This window comes from Streptomyces sp. L2 (genome assembly GCF_004124325.1).
Classification (GTDB): Bacteria; Actinomycetota; Actinomycetes; order Streptomycetales; family Streptomycetaceae; genus Streptomyces.
In genome coordinates this window covers 4648564-4666287 of sequence record NZ_QBDT01000001.1, presented here as the reverse complement: position 1 = coordinate 4666287, position 17724 = coordinate 4648564, and the positions used below count along the sequence as shown (strand labels likewise).

At 72.8% G+C, this 17724-nt stretch carries 18 protein-coding genes; 1 reads left to right on the top strand and 17 read right to left on the bottom strand.

What is annotated here, in order from left to right:
* Window positions 1–18: 18 nt before the first annotated feature.
* Together DBP14_RS20860 and DBP14_RS20855 are read right to left on the bottom strand one after the other, a co-directional pair.
* Window positions 19–909 (bottom strand): NAD(P)-dependent oxidoreductase, encoded by an 891-nt coding sequence (locus DBP14_RS20860; protein WP_129308679.1) that lies wholly within the window; start codon window positions 907–909, stop codon window positions 19–21.
* Window positions 906–1481 carry a DUF6790 family protein gene (locus tag DBP14_RS20855; protein ID WP_241740992.1) on the bottom strand — a complete coding sequence of 192 codons (576 nt, stop codon included), beginning with the start codon at window positions 1479–1481 and terminating at the stop codon, window positions 906–908. The genes DBP14_RS20860 and DBP14_RS20855 overlap by 4 nt, the downstream gene beginning before the upstream one ends.
* A gap of 56 nt (window positions 1482–1537) precedes the next feature.
* Here DBP14_RS20855 and DBP14_RS20850 point away from each other — a divergent pair, with 56 nt between their 5' ends.
* A complete protein-coding gene (locus tag DBP14_RS20850; RefSeq protein ID WP_129308678.1) occupies window positions 1538–1957 on the top strand; it encodes a MarR family transcriptional regulator in 420 nt (139 codons plus the stop codon).
* A 382-nt stretch (window positions 1958–2339) separates the two neighbouring features.
* On the opposite strand, the gene DBP14_RS20845 is transcribed toward DBP14_RS20850, so the two are convergent.
* The 15 genes from DBP14_RS20845 to ssuE form a co-directional block, all read right to left on the bottom strand.
* Entirely contained in the window at window positions 2340–3185 is an 846-nt protein-coding gene (locus tag DBP14_RS20845; protein ID WP_129308677.1) for a DMT family transporter, read from the bottom strand.
* Entirely contained in the window at window positions 3182–3700 is a 519-nt protein-coding gene (locus DBP14_RS20840) for a YbaK/EbsC family protein (protein WP_129308676.1), read from the bottom strand. Before DBP14_RS20840 ends, DBP14_RS20845 begins: the two co-directional genes overlap by 4 nt.
* A 94-nt stretch (window positions 3701–3794) precedes the next feature.
* Entirely contained in the window at window positions 3795–3989 is a 195-nt protein-coding gene (locus DBP14_RS20835) for an acyl-CoA carboxylase subunit epsilon (RefSeq protein WP_164992377.1), read from the bottom strand.
* Between the two features lie 8 nt (window positions 3990–3997).
* Window positions 3998–5683 carry an acyl-CoA carboxylase subunit beta gene (locus DBP14_RS20830; RefSeq protein WP_129308674.1) on the bottom strand — a complete coding sequence of 562 codons (1686 nt, stop codon included), beginning with the start codon at window positions 5681–5683 and terminating at the stop codon, window positions 3998–4000.
* Between the two features lie 8 nt (window positions 5684–5691).
* Window positions 5692–6711, bottom strand: a complete 1020-nt coding sequence (locus DBP14_RS20825; protein WP_347239657.1) for a Gfo/Idh/MocA family oxidoreductase — start codon at window positions 6709–6711, stop codon at window positions 5692–5694.
* Window positions 6701–8149, bottom strand: a complete 1449-nt coding sequence (locus DBP14_RS20820) for an NDP-hexose 2,3-dehydratase family protein (RefSeq protein ID WP_129308673.1) — start codon at window positions 8147–8149, stop codon at window positions 6701–6703. Before DBP14_RS20820 ends, DBP14_RS20825 begins: the two co-directional genes overlap by 11 nt.
* The gene (locus DBP14_RS20815) at window positions 8146–8907 is read right to left on the bottom strand and encodes an SDR family NAD(P)-dependent oxidoreductase (RefSeq protein ID WP_129308672.1); all 762 of its coding nucleotides are present in this window, start codon (window positions 8905–8907) and stop codon (window positions 8146–8148) included. The genes DBP14_RS20820 and DBP14_RS20815 overlap by 4 nt, the downstream gene beginning before the upstream one ends.
* Window positions 8908–8971: 64 nt before the next feature.
* Window positions 8972–10276, bottom strand: a complete 1305-nt coding sequence (rfbH, locus tag DBP14_RS20810; protein WP_129308671.1) for a lipopolysaccharide biosynthesis protein RfbH — start codon at window positions 10274–10276, stop codon at window positions 8972–8974.
* Between the two features lie 7 nt (window positions 10277–10283).
* Window positions 10284–11339 carry an NAD(P)-dependent oxidoreductase gene (locus tag DBP14_RS20805; RefSeq protein WP_129308670.1) on the bottom strand — a complete coding sequence of 352 codons (1056 nt, stop codon included), beginning with the start codon at window positions 11337–11339 and terminating at the stop codon, window positions 10284–10286.
* The gene (locus tag DBP14_RS20800; protein ID WP_241740991.1) at window positions 11336–12058 is read right to left on the bottom strand and encodes a VC0807 family protein; all 723 of its coding nucleotides are present in this window, start codon (window positions 12056–12058) and stop codon (window positions 11336–11338) included. The genes DBP14_RS20805 and DBP14_RS20800 overlap by 4 nt, the downstream gene beginning before the upstream one ends.
* A gap of 14 nt (window positions 12059–12072) precedes the next feature.
* A complete protein-coding gene (locus DBP14_RS20795) occupies window positions 12073–12900 on the bottom strand; it encodes an NAD-dependent epimerase/dehydratase family protein (protein WP_129308669.1) in 828 nt (275 codons plus the stop codon).
* A 109-nt stretch (window positions 12901–13009) separates the two neighbouring features.
* Window positions 13010–14851, bottom strand: a complete 1842-nt coding sequence (locus tag DBP14_RS20790; RefSeq protein ID WP_206739313.1) for an FAD-dependent oxidoreductase — start codon at window positions 14849–14851, stop codon at window positions 13010–13012.
* On the bottom strand, window positions 14848–15912 hold the full coding sequence (gene rfbB / locus DBP14_RS20785) for a dTDP-glucose 4,6-dehydratase (RefSeq protein ID WP_129308668.1): 1065 nt from the start codon (window positions 15910–15912) through the stop codon (window positions 14848–14850). The genes DBP14_RS20790 and rfbB overlap by 4 nt, the downstream gene beginning before the upstream one ends.
* Entirely contained in the window at window positions 15909–16976 is a 1068-nt protein-coding gene (locus DBP14_RS20780; protein ID WP_129308667.1) for a glucose-1-phosphate thymidylyltransferase, read from the bottom strand. Before DBP14_RS20780 ends, rfbB begins: the two co-directional genes overlap by 4 nt.
* Window positions 16977–17057: 81 nt before the next feature.
* Window positions 17058–17624, bottom strand: a complete 567-nt coding sequence (gene ssuE / locus DBP14_RS20775; protein WP_129308666.1) for an NADPH-dependent FMN reductase — start codon at window positions 17622–17624, stop codon at window positions 17058–17060.
* Between the last annotated feature and the right edge of the window lie 100 nt (window positions 17625–17724).

The window sequence follows — 17724 nt, the reverse complement described above, 5'->3', positions numbered from 1 at the left end:
ACTGTGCTCGTCTACGACTCAGTGCTCGTCCTCGTTCTCGAAGCTGGCGAAGTAGGCGGCGACCATGTCCTCGTCACCGTGCCCGAGCGCGGCAGCGCGCGCGAACCGCTCGGCAGCGGCCGCCGCGACGTCGAGCCGTACGCCACCCCGCTCACCGGCCTCGACGATGAGCCGGGCGTCCTTCTCGGCGGTCCCCACGGCGAACTGCGCCGGGGTCAGCCGGTCCTCCAGCACCAGCGCGGACTTGGCGCGCAGGTACCCCATGTCGAGCGGCCCACCCCCGATCAGCTCGAAGAACCTCTCGGGATCGACGCCGAGCGCCTTGGCCAGCGCCAGCACCTCACCGGTCGCGGCGGTGGCCGCCAGCACCCAGCTGTTGGCGACGAGCTTCAGCCGGCTGGCGCTGCCCGCTCCCCCGTCGTCACCGGTCCACAACGTCTTGGCCCCGACGGCGTCGAACACGGGCGCGACCGTCTCCCGCCCGGCGTCCGGCCCGGCGGCCAGCACGGTGAGCTTTCCGTCCTCGGCGGGCTGCCGGGTACCGAGAACAGGGGCGTCGTAGAACACGAGCCCGTGCTCACGGGCGAAGGCGGCGAGATCACCGGCCAGCTCGGTCCCCGCGGTCGTACTCTGCGCCCACACCGTCCCCGGCCGCAGCCCGGGCACGGCCTCCCGCATGACACCCATCACCGTGTGCCCGTCGTAGAGCATCGTCAGCACCACGTCGGCACCCTCGACGGCCTCGGCGGGCGTCCCGGCGACGCGCGCCCCGTCGGCGGCCAGCGGCTCGGCCTTCTCCCGGGTCCGGTTCCACACCTGGACGGACATCCCGGCCCGGCACAGGTTCCGGGCCATGGCGGCGCCCATGATGCCGGTACCGAGAACACTGACGGTGGGCTGGTCGGTCATGCGCTGCTCCCTGCTGTCGTCTCCGGGGCCATCTTCGTACGAGGACCCGCCTCGTGCCCGCTCTTCGCGTGCCCCGAGGCCAGCCGCTCCGAACGCCGGGCCAGAAGGATCATGACGGCGGGGAAGAGCACATCGCAGACGAGAACCCCGCCCCCGTTGCCCGGCGCATGGTCGCCATGCCCGAACCACTGGACGAAGTGCCCGATCACGGCGCCCCAGAGGAACATGCCGGCCCCGAGCCCGACGGTGACGCGCTCACGGGGCGTGGCCGACCCAGAGGCAGCCCGAAAGCCCATGACGGCGAGCCCGAGATTGGCGAAGGCGATCTCGAACTCGAACGGAGTCCGCTCGAAACCGATCGCGGTGGCCATCACGTCCGGCACAGCGATGAAGGCGACCGTAAGCCAGAGACTCCCGCACCCGAGCGCGGCGACGGCCCACCACCGCTGCCAGGTCTCCAGGGCCGCCCGACGGGAGGGACTGTGCCGGGTGCGGACGAACGCGCCGACGACGGCCACCAGGATCCACACCAGCGGAAAGGCGGACTGCGAGACGTAAGAAATCGTGTCCATACCCCGAGTCTTGCATGGTTAATATTAACTGCGCAACACTCGGGTATGCTCAGACCATGGACGACGGACTGGCTGACCTTCTGCATCGCGTGGTGTTCCTGCTGGGCGAGGCCACAAGACAGCGCCGCGAGGGTGCCGACGGCCTGAGCTACAGCCAGATGCGCCTGCTGGGAACGCTGGAGGACATCCAGCCCGTGACCCAGCACCAACTGGCACAGGCACTCTCGGTGTCCGACCCCGCGATCAGCCGGGCGCTACGCCCCCTGGAGGCGGCCGGCCTGGTACAGGTCCGCCCCGACCCGGAGCACGCCCGGCGCCGCCTGGTCCGCATCACCGACGCGGGCCGCAAAACGTTCCACGACAGCGGAAAGCCCCTCTACGACGAACTACGCGAAGCCCTACTCGCCGCCGACTTCCCCTACGAGCGATACCTACGGGACACGGCCCAGCTGGCGCGTCTCCTCGAACGCCCCTGACCCCACCCCCCGCCCCGCAACGAGCCCCATTGGAAGCTTTGGGCCACGCCATCACCAGCACACAGCCGCCCACAGCCTCCACAAGCGCCCAAACCATCCAACACCCCCTTCAGGGCCGCAGCCCCCGCCCCACGCCCCCCACCACCCCCACCCACCGCAAGCCGCCAACCCCTCCCGGCGTGCATGTGAAGCGCGGACGCGCCCGCCAACCAACGAAGCGGACGCAGCCCACAGTCGACCGCAAACCCCGGTCGGAGCCCCCGGCTTTCCGGGCCGCTCGCTCGCTTCTTCCCCGGGCTGGCGCGAGTGGCCCCACGGTCACTTCGTGGCGTGGGTGAGGAATACGTGGGTGAGGAACAGTCCCTACGTTGAGAAACAGTCCCTACCCGGCGTGCAGCATCAGCCCGATGCCCACAACCAGCAACCCCGCCGCCGCTATCCGAGGGGCGCCGAAGCGTTCCTTGAAGAAGACGGCGCCGATGGCCGCGCCGACGATGATGGAGGATTCGCGCAGGGCGGCGATCGGGGCGAGTTCGGCGCGGGTCTGGGCCCACAGGACGAGGGCGTAGGCAGTGACGGACAGGGCGGCACCGAAGAGGCCGAGCCAAACATAGGGGCGGAGTTGACGGATCATCTCGCCGCGCCTCCGGGCGTACATGTAGGCCGGGATGACCACGCCCTGGACGGCCATCAGCCAGGCGATGTAGCCGAGCGGGGTGTGGGAGACGCGGACGCCGAGGCCGTCGATCACCGTGTAGGTGGCGATGGTGAGGCCGGTCGCGGCGGCGGCGCCGATCGCGGGCCAGTTCGGGCGGCGGCCCCGCATGCCCCAGAGGCTGACGCCGGTCAGGCCGACGCAGGAGACCGCGATGCCGGCGGCCGCCCAGACGCCGGGCACCTCGTGGGCGAAGACGGCGGCGAGCACGGTGACCACCAGGGGCGCGGTGCCGCGGGCGATGGGATAGGCCTGCCCGAAGTCGCCGAGCCGGAAGGACGTCATCAGCAGGGCGTAGTAGGCGACGTGGACGCAGGAGGAGGTCAGGAGGTAGGGCCAGGCGCCGCCCGCCGGAAACGGGACGAAGACGGCCAGGGCCAGGCCGATCAGCAGCCCGCCGCCGGATATCAGGGTGAAGCCGACGAGCTTGTCGGTGATCCGGTGGGCGATGGCGTTCCAGCTGGCGTGCGTGACGGCGGCGAACAGGACCGCGGTGGCGACGAGCGGGGTCACGCGGTCCTCTCGCGCAGGTCCACCACGGTGGCGCCGGCGTGCCGGACCAGTTCCCCGGGCTCGATCGGGAAGACCGCGTAGGGCGTTCCGGCCGCCGCCCAGACCACGTCGTGCGCGAGGAGGGAGCGGTCGGCGAGGACCCGGGTGCGGGTGCGGTGCCCGAAGGGCGGGACGCCTCCGATGGCGTACCCGGTGGTCTCCCGGACGATCCCGGCGTCGGCCCGGGTCACCTTGCCGGCCGCCAGTTCCTCCCTGACCCGCTCCACGTCGACCCGGGACGCGCCGTCCATCAGCACGAGCACCGGCACGCCGTCGGCGGCGAAGATCAGCGACTTGCAGATCTGGCTCAGCTCGCAGCCGACGGCGGCGGCGGCCTCCACGGCGGTACGCGTACCGTCCGGAAACCGCCGTACCCGCGCTGTCAGGTCCCCGATGCCCAGCCCTTGGAGAGCCTCGGCGAACCGGGGGTGCACCCCGGAATCGCTGGCTCCGTTCTTCTCGGACCTCGTCGCCATGGCACGCACGCTATCGGTCGGTGCACGGCACAGGCGAACGGGTTTGTCCGCAGTGCGGACACCGGTGCCGGCCGCCCTCAGGCCGCGTCCCGCCTCAAACCTCGTCCCGCCAGCTCGGGGGCGCTGCCGTCGCCCAGGCCCCCGCGCCCGCCGGGGCGCGGCCGTCGCTCGGCCAGCGCGGGCCGGCGGGCGGCTGAAGGTCGTCCGGCCCGGCCCCGGCAGGGGCCGTCAGCCGGGTCAGGACCACGGTGAGCGCCGCCAGTTCCGCCGCGTCGGGGTTTCCCCTCACGACCCTGATCATGTCGGCTGGTTCCCGTGCTTGCGGCTGGGGACCGGGGCGTGCTTGGCGCGCAGCATCTCCAGGGCAGCGATCAGACGCGGTCGGGTCTCCGCCGGGTCGATGACGTCGTCGACGAGGCCGCGCTCGGCCGCGTAGTACGGGTGCATCAGCTCGCGCCGGTACTCGGCGATCCGCTCGGCCCGGGTGCGCTCGGGATCGTCGGAGGCGGCGATCTCCCGCCGGAAGACCACGCCCGCGGCCCCCTCCGCGCCCATCACCGCGATCTCGTTGGTGGGCCAGGCGAAGGACACGTCGCAGCCGATGGAACGCGAGTCCATCACGATGTACGCGCCCCCGTAGGCCTTGCGGAGGATGACCTGCACGCGGGGCACGGTGGCGTTGCAGTAGGCGTACAGCAGCTTCGCACCGTGCCGGATGACGCCGCCGTGCTCCTGGTCCACGCCCGGCAGGAACCCGGGTACGTCGACCAGGGTGACCAGCGGAATGTTGAACGAGTCGCAGAACTGGACGAACCGCGCTCCCTTCTCCGAGGCGTGGATGTCGAGCACCCCGGCCAGGGCGGCGGGCTGGTTGGCGACGATGCCGACGACGTGGCCGTCGAGGCGGGCCAGGGCGCACACCAGGTTCGGCGCCCACTGCTCGTGCACCTCGAAGAAGTCCCCGTCGTCGACGACCTCTTCGATGACCCGGCGCATGTCGTAGGAGCGGTTGCCGTCGGCGGGGACGAGGTCGAGGAGGGCCTCGCCGAGCCGGTCGGCCGGGTCGTCGGCCGGTGCCCGGGGCGGCAGTTCGCGGTTGTTGGCCGGGAGCAGGGACAGCAGGTGGCGTACGTCGTCGAGGCACTCCTCCTCCGTGTCGTAGGCGAAGCCGGCGACACCCGAGACGGTGGCGTGGGTGTCGGCGCCGCCCAGCCCCTCGTGGCTGATCTGCTCGCCGGTGACGGCCTGGACGACGTCGGGGCCGGTGATGAACATCTGCGAGGTGCCGCGCACCATGAACACGAAGTCGGTGAGCGCCGGGGAGTAGGCGGCGCCGCCCGCGCAGGGGCCCAGCATGACGGAGATCTGGGGGATCACTCCGGAGTTGCGGACGTTTCGCTGGAAGATGCCGCCATAGCCGGCGAGCGCGGTCACGCCCTCCTGGATACGGGCTCCGGCCCCGTCGCACAGGCCCACCAGGGGCGCGCCCGCCGCCTCCGCGAGATCCATCACCTTGTGGATCTTGGCGGCGTGGGCCTCGCCCAGGGCGCCGCCGAAGATCCGGAAGTCGTGGGCGTAGGCGAAGACGGTACGGCCGTACACCTTGCCCCAGCCGATCAGGACACCGTCGGTGTGCGGCTTCTTCGCCTCCAGCCCGAAACCGGTGGCGCGATGCCGGCGCAGCGCTTCGAGTTCGGTGAACGTGCCCTCGTCGAAGAGGAGTTCCAGGCGTTCGCGGGCGGTGAGTTTGCCCTTGGCGTGCTGGACCTCGGTGGCGCGCTCACCGGGCCCGCCGCGGACCTTCTCACGCAACTCGTTGAGCTGCTCCGTCAGTTCGTGGATATCGGGTGCACGGGGCGGACTCGGCGGCGTGGGACGTGCCGGAGGCGAGGGCGGCGTGGGAGGCGCCGGCGGCGAGGGCGGCACGGGGGACGCGAGGAAGGCGGCGGGGGCGGTGCGGGGGCGGTCGTCCAGGATGCTCATGGGCCTGTTCAGCTTCCTTCCGGTGCGGGGGCGAACTCCGCGATGGCGGCGAGGAGTCCGGCCTGTTCCAGGACCACGTCGGCGTCGACGGGGCCCGCGTGGGTGCGCACGGCCGTGACGAACTCGGCGACGGTCGCGGCGACCTGGTCGTGCGCGTCGAGGACGACGGGTGCGGTGCCGGTGGCGTGCTCGACGAGGAGCACCGGGTGGTGGTCGGCGGGCGGGGTGAAGGCGTTCTCGACGCGGATGCGGCCCCGGCTGCCCCACAGTTCGTAGGCGGAGCGGTAGGCGTGCCCGATGCCGAAGGTGACCTCGGCGATCACCCCGTCGGGGGCCTGGAGCAGGGCGGCGCCGGAGGTCTCCACGTCGTGTCCCTCGTCGCGGTGCAGGGCCGCGCCGGCGACGCGCAGACCGCCGCCGAGGAGGTGCAGGGCGGCCCGCACCGGGTAGAGGCCGACCTCCCGCAGGGCGCCGCCGCCGAGGTCGGCGCGGTAGCGGATGTCGGCGCGGGGCAGTTCGGGGATGGCGAAGGAGGCGCTGACCGAGCGCAGGGTGCCGATCTCGCCGTCGGCGACCAGTTTGCGGACGGCGGCGTGCTGGGGGTGGTGGACGAACATGACGTTCTCCATCAGCACCAGTCCGCGGTCGGCCGCGAGCGTCATCAGGCGGCGGGCGGTGGCGGGGTCGGCGGCCAGCGGCTTCTCGGCGAGGACGTGCTTGCCGGCGCGCAGCGCCGCCTCGGCCCACTGGGCGTGCAGGGCCAGGGGCAGCGGTACGTAGACGGCGTCGACGTCGTCGCGGGCGAGGAGTTCCTCGTAGCCGCCGACGGGGGTGCAGCCCGGGTAGGGCGCGGCGCACTCACGGGCCCGGCCGAGGTCGCGGCTGGCGACCGCCGTGAGCGCGGAGCCGGCACCGGCGGCGAAGGCCGGGAGCATCCGGCGGCGCGCGATGTCGGCACTGCCCAGCACCCCGAAACGCACCGGGCGGTCACTGATGTCGACCATGCGATCGTCGGTCTCATGCGGCACGGTCGTGCCCTCCTTCTCGCGGCACGGCGGCCAGGGCGTTGAGGCAGGCCAGCAGGGTGCGGGCCTGGACGTTGAGGTAGTGGCCGTGCCGGACGAGGTCACTGAGCTGGGCGGGACCGGCCCACAGGAAGCCGTCCGGTTCCGGGGTGAGCGGGTCGTCGGTCTCCACCAGGAGGTAGCGGGCCTCGGCTTCGAGGAAGCGGCCGCCCTCCTCGGCGTGCACGGCGGAGTACCGGACGCGCTCGGGCGGGGCCGTCAGCACCTCGGTGAGGAACGGCGGTGGCTCGTCGTGGTTTCCGGGGGTGCACTGCACGGTCGGTCCCAGCTCGACGGTGTCGCACAGGCCGGCCTCGGCGCGGGCGCTGACCAGGACGTGCGGCACACCGTCGACGGTGCGGGTGAGGAAGGCGCAGACTCCGCGTCCGGCCGGGGCGATCAGGGGCTGGGTCCACTGGGTGACCTCGCGGCTGGCGGCGCGCACGCGGACGCCGACGACGTCGAAGAACCGGCCGTCGTCCCGGCCCACCCGGTCGAGGGTGCGGTGCCAGTCGGGCAGGGTGGCGAGGGGGACGCGGCGGGTGGCCAGGTCACGGCGGGCGCGGCGCTCGGTGAACCAGGAGACCAGCTCGGTGTCGGAGTGCGGGGCGCGGTCGTGGGCGTAGGGGCTGGGGGCGGTGGCGAGGACCGTGCGGGCGTCCATGTTCACGACGTTGTCGAGGTGGAGGAGCCGCGCCAGCTGGCCGAGGGTGAGCCAGCAGAAGTCGTCGTGGAGTTCGACGTCGCCGACGGCCTCGACGATCATGTTGCGGTTGGTCTTGCGCCAGAACCAGGAGCCGTGTTCGGACTGCAGGACGTCGGTGAGGACGCGGCCGCGCGCGGGGTCCAGGAAGTACTCGATGTAGCGGACGCTCCGGCCCTGGTGGGCCTGGGTGTAGTTGGAGCGGGTGGCCTGCACGGTCGGGGAGAGCTGGACGAGCTGGGAGGCGGGGTTGCCGGGCTCCATCTTGGCCTGCATCAGGAAGTGCAGGACGCCGTCGAACTCCTTGACGAGGATGCCGAGTACGCCGACCTCGGGCTGGTCGATGAGGGGCTGCTGCCAGTCGCGGTACGGGCCGCTGTCGCTGGTGGCGTGGACTCCGGTGACGGAGAAGAAGCGTCCGCTGCGGTGCACGAGGTCGCCGCTGTCCGGGGCGAACGTCCAGCCGTCGAGGGCGTCGAAGGGGACGCGTTCGACGCTGAACCTCCCGGCCCGCTCGCGCCGCCGGATCCAGTGCGGGACGTCGGCGGTGGCCAGCTGGACGCCTTCGGCGGCGGCGGCCGACCGGGCGAACCGGTCCGGCAGGTCCCGGTCGGCACGGGGGACGGTGGGCGTGAGGGCAGCGGGCGCCGGCTCGGTGGGCGCCGGGACAGCGGGTACGGCGGCTGCGGGCGCGGTCATCGGCCGCCTCCCACCGTGAGGGCCTCGCCGGTGATGTTGCCGTTGGCCGGGGAACTCAGGAACACGACGGCGTCCGCCACTTCTTCCGGGGTGGTCAGGCGACCGGTGGGGGTCGCGGTGCGTTCGCGTTCGCGGACCGTCTCGGGGAGCGCGGCCAGCACGCGGTCGGTGGTGGTGAGCCCGGGGCAGACGACGTTCACCAGGACGCCGCTGTCGGCCAGGTCCCACATCAGGCTGCGGGTGAGGCCGTGCAGGGCGGCCTTGGCGGCGCCGTAGAACTCCTGGCCGCGGTTGCCGCCGAGCGCGTTGTGCGAGGACATCAGGACGATGCGGCCGAAGCCGCGCCGCCGCATGCCGGCGACGGCGTGCTGCACGGTCCGCAGCGCGGGCGTCAGGTTGCCCTCGACGACCGGGCGCCATTCGTCCTCGGGGACGTCCTCGAAGTGGGTGCCGGGGGCGCGGCGGGCGCCGTAGCGGACGGCGTTGACGACGAGGACGTCGAGTGCGCCCCAGCGGCGCTCGACGGCGGCGGTCGCGGTGCGCGGCGCCTCGGGGTCGGCGAGGTCGTAGGGCAGCGCGAACGCCCGGTCGTCGTGGGCGCCGAGTTCGGCGGCGAGCTTCTCGGCGCCCTCCCGGTCGGTGTGGTGCGCCACGGCGACTCGGGCGCCCTCCCGGGCGAAGGCGCGGGCCGTGGCACGGCCGATGCCTCCGGTGGCGCCGGTGACCAGGACGGCGCGGCCGCTCAGTCCGAGGTCCATGAGACGGGGGGTCCTTTCGGGACGGGACGGGGCTGAGGTGACGGTGCGGGACGTGCCCGCTTGGTCAGAGCCGGGAGGCGACGAACTCGCGGACGGAGGCGGCTATGTAGTCGACCATCTCCTCGGTGAGCCCCGGGTAGATGCCCACCCAGAACGTGTGCTCCGTGATGATGTCGCTGTTGGTCAGGGAGCCGACGACGCGGTGCGGCTGGTCGACGTAGGCCGGCTGGCGGGTGAGGTTCCCGGCGAACAGCCGACGGGTGCCGATCTTGCGGTCCTCCAGGAAGCCGACCAGCTCGGCCCGGCTGAAGGGCGCGCTGGGTTCGACGGTGAGCACGAAGCCGAACCAGCTCGGGTCGCTGCCCGGGGTGGCCTCCGGGAGGATCAGGTGCGGCACGTCCAGCAGGCCGTCGCGCAGCCGCTGCCAGTTGCTCTTGCGGGCGTCGATGAACGAGTCCAGCTTGTCCAGCTGGGTCAGCCCGAGCGCGGCCTGGAGGTCGGTGGCCTTCAGGTTGTAACCGACGTGCGAGAAAATGTACTTGTGGTCGTACCCGGCGGGCAGCGTGCCCATCTGGTAGCGGAACCGCTTGAGGCACTTGTTGGACTCGCCCGGCTCGCACCAGCAGTCCCGGCCCCAGTCGCGCAGCGACTCCACGATCCGGGCGAGCGCCAGGTTCGAGGTGAGGACGCAGCCGCCCTCGCCCATCGTCAGGTGGTGCGCCGGGTAGAAGCTGACGGTGGCCAGGTCGCCGAAGGTGCCGGTGAGCTGCCCGTTGTAGAGGGAGCCGACGGCGTCGCAGTTGTCCTCGATGAGGAACAGGTCGTGCTCTTCGGCGAGTTGGGCTATCTCGGCGACCGGGAAGGGGTTGCCGAGGGCGTGGGCGATGATGATCGCCTTCGTCTTGGGGCCGATGGCGGCGGCGACCCGGTCGGCGGTCGTGTTGTACGTCTTCAGGTCGACGTCGACGAAGACGGGCACGAGGCCGTTCTGCAGGATCGGGTTGACCGTGGTCGGGAAGCCCGCCGCCACGGTGATGACCTCGTCGCCGGGGCGCAGCCTGCGCTCCTCCAGGTGGGGCGAGGTCAGGGCGGTCAGCGCCAGCAGGTTGGCGGAGGACCCCGAGTTGGTCAGGTGCGCCTTGCGCCGCTTCAGGCGGCGGGCGAACCGCGACTCGAACTTGCGGGAGCTGGTGCCGGCCGCGATCCGCAGATCGAGCGCGGCCTCCACGAGCGCCACCCGGTCGTCCTCGTCGAGCACGGCGCCCGACGGCCAGATCTCGGTGGTGCCCGGCACGAACGGGCGGGCCTCCTGCTGGTCCTGGTGGTACTTGCGCACCGCGTCGAGCACGAGCTCTCGGTGGTCGCTCATCTCTCCGTCACCTCCGTGATCGGTTCGGCACGGATTCCGCGCCCGTCGTCACGTCGGATCCTGCTCGGCCCTGCTCGAACGCTCCTCGATCCCCGATCGGGGTGCGCGGGAGCGTGCCGCCGGACGCCTGCCGCAGCAGGTCGTCGATGCTCTCGTCGAGGGTGCGGCGGGGCCGCCGGCCGAGGTCGCGGGCGGCGGCCCGCACGGACAGCCGCTGCCGTCCTGCGTCGCCGCGGGACAGGGCGGCCCTGCCCTCCTCGACCAGTTCCACGGGCAGCCCGGAGCGTTCGACCATGCGCCGCACGAGCCCGCGGACGGGCACGGTGCCGCCGCTGCCGATGTTGAACACCCGGCCGCCGGGGTGGTGCCGGGCGTGGTCCAGGGCGGCGAGCGCGGCGTCGGCGACGTCGCGTACGTCGATGTAGTCGCGGTGGGCGGTGAGCGGGGCGAGGTGCAGCGGGGCGGGGCCGTCCGGGTCGCGGGCCGCGTCGGCGAGGTGGGCGGCGACGAGGCCGGGCAGGCTGGCGGTGGGGGCGCCGGGGCCGAGCATGTTGGACACGCGCAGGACGACGGCGCCGAACCGTGCGGCGTCGGCGGCGCCGAGCAGGGCACGGGTGCCGCGCAGCTTGGTGACGCCGTAGGTGCCGACGGGCCGGCACGGTGTGTCCTCGGTCTGCTCCGGCATACCGTCGGGCGCGGGACCGTATTCGTAGACCGTGCCCAACTGGACGACCGGGGGCCGTAGTCCGGGCGGCAGCTGGGTGACCGCCTCGGCGAGCACGGCGGGCAGGCGGGCGTTCAGGGCGTGCATGGCGTCGTCGCCGCACGCCCAGACGGCGCCGGCCGCGTTGACGACTGCGGCGGCGCCGGTCTCGTGCAGCAGCCCGGCGAGCGTGCCGGGGGTGACGTCGGCGAGGTCCAGGCGGTGGGGGCCGGGGGTGGAGCGGGAGACGTCCACGGTGGGGACGCCGTTCGCCTCCAGGGCCGTACGACAGTGGCGCCCGGCGAACCCCGTGCCGCCGAGCACCACCACCGGACCCGCGCCCCGCGCGGGGAGCGTCATGCCGTGTCCTGCCGCCGGGCGACCTCGGCCTCCAGGAGCTTCTCGGCCTCGTCGGACGTCTTGCCGGTGCCGAGCATCAGGACGGCGATCGCGCCGACCAGGATGACCGTCGACATCCACACCATGGTGTGCACGGGCAGGGTGTAGGCGCCGACGACGCGCAGGACGCAGTCGGCGAGCAGGCCCGCGCCCCACAGTTGCGTGGTGCGGGTGATGCCGGCGCGGAACCTGGGCTCGGTCGCGCGCAGGTGCTCCCAGGCCGCCTCGCGCTCCGGCTTGCCCTTCGTCATGAACGGGCGCATCGCGCTCGCCATCAGCGGCTGCGAGGTGAAAGCGGACACCAGGATGGACCCGCCGATCAGGCCGGTGCCCAGGGACTCCTTGGCCAGCATCAGCCGGGCGTCGCCGCTGATCAGGCTGATCGCGGCGCCGACGAGGGTGACGACCAGCATGAGCAGGGCCAGCCCGTTGACCCGGCGGTCGCGCACCAGGCCGTACACCGTCCGCACGGCGGGCACGGCACCGCTGAGCACGAGGGAGTCCACCGTGTTCAGGTGGGCGCCCTTGTTCAGCACGTAGTAGAGAACGAGGGGGACGGCCACGTCGATGAGCAGGGGGCGCAGCGCGGAGCCCGGCGCGCTCGGCCGGGGGGCACTGGACTGCGGGGTGGCGGGAGAGTTCAACGGAGGACTCGCTTGCGGGCCGGCGTGGGGGGTCATGTCAGGGTTCTCCTTCATGTCGTACTGCCAAGGGTCCCCACCGGTACTTGAGTCGCGCTTGAGCCCGGGAGGCCGTCCGCCGGGGCCGCCGGAGCCGCCGGGGGCACGTCCAGCGGGAACGACTCCAGGGCCCGCAGGTGGTAGCCGTCGGTGCCGAAGCCGAGGTCGGCGACCTCCGGCACCAGCCGGCGCAGCTTGTCGGTGGAGATGGTGTGCTGGCCGCCCGTGTCGTGGAGTTCGCGGTGGGCCCGCACGCCGAGGCGCCGCTCCAGCCAGTCCACGATCCGCTCGACGGGGACGGCGTTGCCCGAGGCCACGTTGACCGTCTCGCCGCGCAGACCGCCCGCGAGGAGCCGGTCGACGACGGTCACCGCGTCGGCCACGGCGATCAGATCGCGGCTCGCGCCCCGGTGGACCCGGACCCGGCCCTCGGCCACCTGCCGAGCCAGCATCGGCAGGAGCTGGTGGGCGGGCTGCCCGGGGCCGACCAGGTGTCCCAGGCGGAGCACGAGACAGTCCGCCCCGGACGCGGCGAGCCGCTCCTCCAGGTGGAGTTTGTGCCGGCCGTACGGGGTGCAGGGCTCGACGGGGACGTCCTCGCGGCCGGGGCCGGCGACCCGCCCGTACATGCCGGTGGACGCGGTGGAGAAGAACACCAGGCGGCGCCCGTCCGCCGCGCATCTGCGGGCCCAGGTGAGGACGAGGTCGAGCTCGCGGCGGAAGTCGGCGTCCGAGGTTCCGTCGGCCCAGGACACCCCGGCCGCCAGGACGACGGTGTCGGGGTGCCGGGCGGCCAGAGGGGCTAGGTTCCGGGCGAGAAACCCGTTTCCCACGATGTGCATGGCTCGGTCCTGATCTGCGAGGAGACGGTGGTCACGGGGCGGGTGCGAGGGCGGGTGCGGCGGCGGGCCGGGGCGGTGGTGGGTCGCGGCGGCGGAAGGCGGAGGCCGCTCAGGTCGTGGCCCGAGCGGGCCGCCGCGGCGCGGGGATCGTCGCGGTCCGCGCGGCCGGCGGGGACAGCGCCCGCACCGCCATGGCGACGGCCGCCGCGGTGGCCATGTCGGCGCACGCGGCAGCCCCTGCGGCGAGGGTGGCGAGGGCGGCGACGGGGTCTACGGCGGGGTCGGCGGGCTCGGCGGGGTCGGCCTCCGGAGCGTCGGCGTCGGGGGCGTCGGCTTCGGTCCGGGCCGCCGGGGCGGTCGCCCTCAGTCCCAGGCGGTGCAGGGCCTCGCGCGGGGCGGTGCCCGTGACGTCGTCGCCGGTCGCGGCCACGTAGCCGTCGGGGCGAAGCAGCAGCCAGGCGCCGTCGGCGAGACCGAGGTCCTCCCTCAAGTCGCCCTTGTGGTCGTACAGTTCGGCGGCGGTACGGACGTTGAGGACCGGGCCGTAGGCGTCCTGGAGGGCGTGCAGGGCCGGTCCGTCCTGGGGACGGGCCGCGCACAGCAGGGTGGGTTCGGGGGTGCGCAGTTCCGCGAGGAACGCGCGCCAGGCCGCCGAGCCGTCGTACCGTCCGGCCGTGACCCGGGAGGCGCGCGAACCGGCCGGGACGGCGGTGGACGCCGTGGTGTCCGGGGTGGTGAGCGGGGAGTCCTCGTAGCGCAGGTCGAGGGCCGACATGCCGCCCATGATCTTGCGTTCGATCTTCGACTTGAGCGGGCGGACGGTGCGTACGACGGTGAACATGGCCCGCAGCGCGGCCGCCGCGTAGCGGTTCTTGAGCTGTACGAGGATCGTGGCGAACCGGGTGGAGGCGAGCAGGCCCGCGCCGACCGGGACCCGCTCGGCGCTGTAGGTGTCCAGCAACGCCTCCTCGGACGCGCCCCGTTGGACCAGGGCGAGCTTCCAGGCGAGGTTGTAGGCGTCCTGCACACCGGTGTTCATGCCCTGTCCGGAGGCGGGGCTGTGCACGTGAGCGGCGTCGCCGGCGACGAAGCAGCGGCCCGAGCGCATGGTCGGGATCATGCGCTGCTGGATCGTGAACACCGACACCCAGCTCGGTGGTTCGACGGTGACCGTACGGCCGGTGCCCGCGCTGATCTTGCGGGCGAACCGGCGGGCGACGGCCTCGTCGTCGCCGTCGTACGTCGCGTCCCGGGTGTCGAGCAGGCGCCACTTGCCCTCGTCGGGGAACGGCACCAGCATCACCGTGCCCTCCCGGGTGCGCATCCAGTGGATGCTGTCGGCCGGCAGGTCGGTGTGGACGACGGCGTCGGCGATCAGCCAGGTCTCGCTGGAGTCGCCGACCAGTCGCAGACCGAGCTGCTTGCGCACGGTGGAGTGGCCGCCGTCGGTGCCGAGCAGCCAACTGGCCCGCACGGTCTCGGTCTCACCGCTCTCATGCCGGAGCGTGGCCGTCACACCGTCGCCGGTGTCCTCGAACCCGGTCAGCCGGGTGTCCCACTCGACCGGGACGCCGCGCCGCTCGGCCGCCGTGCGCAGCACGTCCTCGGTGACGGCCTGGTCGACCATGAGGGTGTACGGGAAGCGGGTGGGCAGCCGGCTGTAGTCGGTGTCGAAGCGGATGAGGCGGCGGCCGTGCTGGTGCAGCGTGAAGTGCTCGACGCGCCGGCCGCGCGGCAGCAGCTCGTCGATCACGCCCATCTGGTCGTACGTCTCCAGGGTGCGGGCGTGCGTGGCGAGCGCCCGGGAGGTGACGGCGGGGCCGTGCGCGGCGTCGACCAGCCGGACGGTGAGGCCGTGCCGGGCCAGTTCGTGGGCGGCGGTGAGGCCGACGGGGCCGGCCCCGACGATCAGGACGTCGAGGGTGGTCGTGCCGGTGTCGGTTCCGCTCATGCCACCGGCTCCTGTGTCCGCGCGGGCTGGGAAGGCGCCGTGGCCGACGCCGACTTGACGGCCTTCCACCAGCCGGGGTTGTCCCGGTACCAGGCGACGGTCTCGGCGATGCCTTGCTCGAAGGGGATGCGGGGGGCGTAGCCCAGCTCGTCGCGGATCTTCGACTCGTCGAGGGAGTAGCGCAGGTCGTGGCCCTTGCGGTCGGCGACGCGGCGGACGCTGGACCAGTCGCTGCCGGTCAGTTCGAGCAGCTGCTCGGTGATCTGCCGGTTGGTGCGCTCGTTGCCGCCGCCGACGTTGTAGATCTCGCCGGCCCGGCCCCGGTTCAGGACGAGGTGGATGGCCCGGCAGTGGTCGTCCACGTGCAGCCACTCCCGGATGTTGGCGCCCTCCCCGTACAGCGGGACGCTCTCGCCTTCGAGGAGGTTGGTGACGAACAGCGGGATGAGCTTCTCGGGGTGCTGGTAGGGGCCGTAGTTGTTGGAGCAGCGGGTGATGGAGACGTTCAGGCCGTGGGTCCGCCAGTAGGCGCGGGCCACCAGGTCGGAGGACGCCTTGGAGGCGGCGTACGGCGAGTTGGGGGCCAGCGGCCAGGTCTCGGTCCACGAGCCCTCGTCGATGGAGCCGTACACCTCGTCCGTGGAGACGTGCACGAACCGCTGGACGCCGGCCCGCAGGCAGGCCTCCAGCAGGGTCTGGGTGCCCAGCACGTTCGTCCGGACGAACTCGGCGCCGGAGGCGACGGAGCGGTCCACGTGGGACTCGGCCGCGAAGTGCACGACGGCGTCGTGGCCCGGCAGCAGGTCGTCCAGGAGCGCCGCGTCGCAGATGTCGCCGCGGACGAAGGTGAGCCGGGGGTGGGCGGCCGGCAGGTTCTCCCGGTTGCCCGCGTAGGTCAGCTTGTCGAGGACGGTGACGTCGGCGCCGGCGTAGGCGTCGGGCGTGCCGCCGTCCGCCTCGGGTGCGTCGTAGCCGTCGTAGCCGTCGTAGCCGTCGTTCAGGAGCGTGCGCACGTAGTGCGAGCCGATGAAACCGGCGCCGCCGGTGACCAGGATCTTCATGCCGCGACCTCTATCCGGGTGTGATCGCCGACGACCAGACGGTGCCGGCGCGTGACCAGGTCGCCGCTGCTGACGGCGGCCGAGCGGCCGATGACCGAGCCGTGCACGGCGTGCACCCCGCTGACCGAGGCGCCGTCGAGGGCGATGGAGTACGAGATGTGGGTGGAACTGAGGGTGACGTCGCCGCCGATGGAGGTGTGCGGGCCGACGTTGCTGTCCTCGATGACACTGCCCGGTCCGATGACCGCCGGCCCCTCGATGAAGGAGCGGACGATCCGGGCGCCTGGCGCGACCGAGACCGGGCCGATCAGGACGCTCTCCTCGTCGACCTCTCCGTCGACGCTGCGCACGAGCTGGTCCAGGAGCTGCCGGTTGCAGTCCAGGACGTCCTCGACGCGGCCGGTGTCCTTCCAGTAGCCGGTGTACTCGGTGGCGCGCACCTCCGAGCCGCGGGCGACCAGCCACTGCACGGCGTCGGTGATCTCCAGTTCGCCGCGGGCGCTGGGCTCGATGGAGTCCACCGCCTCGTGGACGGCGGAGGTGAAGAAGTAGACGCCGATCATGGCGAGGTCGCTGCGCGGTTCCTGCGGCTTCTCCACGAGGCGGGTCACCCTCCCCTCGGCGTCCAGCTCGGCGACGCCGAAGGCGCGCGGGTCGGCGACCTTCTGCACGACGACCTGCGCGGCGGGCCGGTGCGTACGGAACTGCTCGGCGGCCTCCACGACGCCGTCGGGCAGCATGTTGTCGCCCAGGTACATCACGAAGTCGTCGTCGCCGAGGAAGCCGCGGGCGACCTGCACCGCGTGCGCGAGGCCGCGCGGCGCGTCCTGCCGCAGATACGTCAGGGACAGGCCGAGTCCGGCGCCGTCGCCGAGCGCGTCGACGATGTCGGGTTCGCGGTCGCCGACGATCAGACCGATCTCGGTGACGCCGAGGTCCTTGATGCCGGACAGGACGTGCTCCAGGACCGGCTTGTTGGCGATGGGGATGAGCTGTTTGGGCATGGAGTGGCTGAAGGGGCGCAACCGGGTGCCCGTTCCTCCGGCCAGCACAAGTGCCTTCATCGGGGCTCCTCTTGTGGGGAGTGGATGGGTTTCAGTGCGGGGGGTTTCAGTGCGGGAGTCTCAAGCGGGTCTGAGCGCATCTCAGGCAGCGACCGTCAGCGGGACGCGCGGGGCGGGCGCGGCGAGCAGCGCGGTCAGCTGGGCCACGGCCTCGTCGAGGCGTTCCAGCGCGGCGGGGCCGGGGCGGCGGGCGCCGGTCACCGGGTCGGTGTGCGCGGTGTCGGCCGGCACGAACACGGCGTCGGTGATGGCGGCGGGCCGCATGGAGGCGAGGACCGGGCGCAGCCCGTAGTCCAGGGCGAGGGCGTGGGCCATCGACCCGCCGGACGCCAGCGGCAGCACCGGCTTGCCGCGCAGCGCGTACTGCGGCAGCACGTCGAGGAACGCCTTCAGCAGACCGGAGTACGCGGCCTTGTACACGGGGGTCGCCACGACCACGGCATCGGCGGCGGCGACCCGCCGCAGCGCGTCCCGCAACTCCGGATCACCGGTGTCCCCACCGAGCAGCGCGGCGGCCGGCAACTCCCGCACGACAAGAGTCTCCACCCGGCACCCGGCCGCCACCAGACCGTCGGCGGCCAGCCCGAGCACCTCATGGGTGAACGACCCGACCGATGGACTACCGGACACGGCAAGAATGGTCGGCATGCTGAACTTCCTTTCCTAGCCAGAAAACCGGGCCGAGGGCAGCGCCCCGTGAGGGGCGCGGGGCCGTGTCGATTTGCGGCTCCGCCGCGTGGGCGCGAGA

Excerpts from the sequence above, each read along its gene's own strand:
- DBP14_RS20860 (WP_129308679.1), bottom strand. The coding sequence starts at position 909 with ATGACCGACCAGCCCACCGTCAGTGTTCTCGGTACCGGCATCATGGGC.
- DBP14_RS20855 (WP_241740992.1), bottom strand. The coding sequence starts at position 1,481 with ATGGACACGATTTCTTACGTCTCGCAGTCCGCCTTTCCGCTGGTGTGG.
- DBP14_RS20850 (WP_129308678.1), top strand. The coding sequence starts at position 1,538 with ATGGACGACGGACTGGCTGACCTTCTGCATCGCGTGGTGTTCCTGCTG.
- DBP14_RS20840 (WP_129308676.1), bottom strand. The coding sequence starts at position 3,700 with ATGGCGACGAGGTCCGAGAAGAACGGAGCCAGCGATTCCGGGGTGCAC.
- DBP14_RS20830 (WP_129308674.1), bottom strand. The coding sequence starts at position 5,683 with ATGAGCATCCTGGACGACCGCCCCCGCACCGCCCCCGCCGCCTTCCTC.
- DBP14_RS20820 (WP_129308673.1), bottom strand. The coding sequence starts at position 8,149 with ATGACCGCGCCCGCAGCCGCCGTACCCGCTGTCCCGGCGCCCACCGAG.
- DBP14_RS20815 (WP_129308672.1), bottom strand. The coding sequence starts at position 8,907 with ATGGACCTCGGACTGAGCGGCCGCGCCGTCCTGGTCACCGGCGCCACC.
- rfbH (WP_129308671.1), bottom strand. The coding sequence starts at position 10,276 with ATGAGCGACCACCGAGAGCTCGTGCTCGACGCGGTGCGCAAGTACCAC.
- DBP14_RS20805 (WP_129308670.1), bottom strand. The coding sequence starts at position 11,339 with ATGACGCTCCCCGCGCGGGGCGCGGGTCCGGTGGTGGTGCTCGGCGGC.
- DBP14_RS20800 (WP_241740991.1), bottom strand. The coding sequence starts at position 12,058 with ATGACCCCCCACGCCGGCCCGCAAGCGAGTCCTCCGTTGAACTCTCCC.
- DBP14_RS20795 (WP_129308669.1), bottom strand. The coding sequence starts at position 12,900 with ATGCACATCGTGGGAAACGGGTTTCTCGCCCGGAACCTAGCCCCTCTG.
- DBP14_RS20790 (WP_206739313.1), bottom strand. The coding sequence starts at position 14,851 with ATGAGCGGAACCGACACCGGCACGACCACCCTCGACGTCCTGATCGTC.
- rfbB (WP_129308668.1), bottom strand. The coding sequence starts at position 15,912 with ATGAAGATCCTGGTCACCGGCGGCGCCGGTTTCATCGGCTCGCACTAC.
- DBP14_RS20780 (WP_129308667.1), bottom strand. The coding sequence starts at position 16,976 with ATGAAGGCACTTGTGCTGGCCGGAGGAACGGGCACCCGGTTGCGCCCC.
- ssuE (WP_129308666.1), bottom strand. The coding sequence starts at position 17,624 with ATGCCGACCATTCTTGCCGTGTCCGGTAGTCCATCGGTCGGGTCGTTC.